At 35.6% G+C, this 1,755-nt stretch carries 3 protein-coding genes; 2 read left to right on the plus strand and 1 reads right to left on the minus strand.

The genetic code is table 11. The features are described 5' to 3' along the window. Positions 1-365 precede the first annotated feature (365 nt). Positions 366-1,229, plus strand: coding sequence for a histidinol-phosphatase HisJ (hisJ, locus tag FD29_RS05220; protein WP_057887902.1), 864 nt, complete (start codon positions 366-368; stop codon positions 1,227-1,229). A gap of 3 nt (positions 1,230-1,232) precedes the next feature. Then, positions 1,233-1,493 (plus strand): metallophosphoesterase, encoded by a 261-nt coding sequence (locus FD29_RS05225; protein WP_057887903.1) that lies wholly within the window; start codon positions 1,233-1,235, stop codon positions 1,491-1,493. A gap of 131 nt (positions 1,494-1,624) precedes the next feature. Here the strand turns inward: FD29_RS05225 and FD29_RS11245 are convergent, their stop codons facing one another. Continuing rightward, entirely contained in the window at positions 1,625-1,750 is a 126-nt protein-coding gene (locus tag FD29_RS11245) for a zinc ribbon domain-containing protein (RefSeq protein WP_420834653.1), read from the minus strand. Between the last annotated feature and the right edge of the window lie 5 nt (positions 1,751-1,755).

The following is a 1,755-nucleotide window of genomic DNA, read 5'->3' on the forward strand; positions in this document are numbered from 1 at the left end:
TCTCATTTTCTATATATCCACTTGACTAATCGTAGGAAGAGAGTGAAACAAGCTCGGTTATAAAGTAAAAGCACTTCTGATTCAGTATTTTTGGATCAGAGGTGCTTTTTGGTTAAATATTAAAATAAATTAAATGATTTCAGAAAAATATAAAACTATCGATTATTATGAATCCAATCAAAAATCATTGTCAAAAAGAGTAAATAACTACTAAATTAACGAAATTTTCTATAATAATATTATTTAAAATAATAAATCATAAAGCATAATCCCAAAATCCACCGAAACGCTTATACAAAAAATATATAATCCTTTGTTAAATTTTTAGTGTCAGAAAAGTAGAGTATCTAATAAGTGGAGGCATAATGATTAGTTCAGAGTTGTTAAATTATGATTCAAAAACTTGGAATGGCCATACTCATACTGAATTTTGTCCACACGGTTCAGGTGAGGATACGGAATTATTTATCAAAAGGGCCATCAAATCGGGCTTTAAAACATATACCATTACCGAGCATTTTCCGATGGCACCAGATTTTTATCGAGTTGCTAAAGGTGCAGAACACGCAATTACAACTGCGGCTATGCCGATTGAAGAATTGCCAGCTTATTTTGAAAAAATGAACTATTTAAAGAAAAAGTATTCTGGTTTTATCAAGATTCTAGTTGGCTTTGAAATTGATTATATCGAACAATTTTCCGATTGGACGAGTCAAATGTTAGTTGAATATCAAGAGCAGATCGATGATGCGATTCTTTCAGTACATTTTCTGCCGACGAAAACTGGCTTACGAGCTGTGGATGAAAGCTATAAAGACTTTTGTGACGGTGTTCTTCGAGAATATCAGACGCCGATTCAAGTGGCTAATGCTTACTTAGAGAGGATATTGAAGGCGGTTAAGTGGCAGACTGACAATAAGCCTAAACGTTACGGTCACATAACGTTATATCGCAAGTGGATTCGAGATTTTCCAGTAGAAACTATTTGGGAAGATGAAAAAACTAAGGAACTGACCGACCGAATTCTGACTCGAATCCAAAAGAACCATGAGATGTTGGACTGTAATATGTCGGGATTAAAACGGTCCACTCAACAGGAACCATCGCCTACTTGGGAAATCATTTACCAAGCTCAAGCTAAGGGAATTAAGTTGGTCTATGGATCAGATGCCCATGCGGTTTCTAGTATTGACCAAGGTTACACTGAATTTTTGAATATGGGGGAGTAAGAAGTGGTTTTAAGCGTTAAAAAAGGAGCTCCGTTTAGAATTTGCCAATTGACGGATCTACATTTGGGAGAGTATCCACTCCAAGAAGATGATCTGAAAACTTTAATGGGGATTTCTAAGGTTTTACATGAAAATAGTTTTGATCTGATCATGATTACAGGGGATTTGATTCAGGGAAAAGAGAATGCCGAATCATTGGCGAGTTTGCATGAACTATATAGAGTAGTCAACTACCATGGACTAAAGTCCATGGCTTGTAAGTAATAAACACACTAACTGTTTATTAGTCACAATTTGCATAGATACGGCACTGCGTACCATCCGAAGATGATATGTCTTACACGCTAATTACCAATGCCTTTTTAGTCCGCAAGTTGCCAAACGGACTTTATATTTTACTGTTTTGCCAATCCTTTATTTAGGATATTGATAGCTGCATTATGATCTCTAAGATGATATTTATGACAGACTGGACAAGTCCATTTTCTGTCAGCTAGAGTCAATTTGTTAGCACCGCTCAAGATAT

It is taken from the genome of Companilactobacillus mindensis DSM 14500 (genome assembly GCF_001434275.1).
Classification (GTDB): domain Bacteria; phylum Bacillota; class Bacilli; order Lactobacillales; family Lactobacillaceae; genus Companilactobacillus; species Companilactobacillus mindensis.

Excerpts from the sequence above, each read along its gene's own strand:
- hisJ (WP_057887902.1), top strand. The coding sequence starts at position 366 with ATGATTAGTTCAGAGTTGTTAAATTATGATTCAAAAACTTGGAATGGC.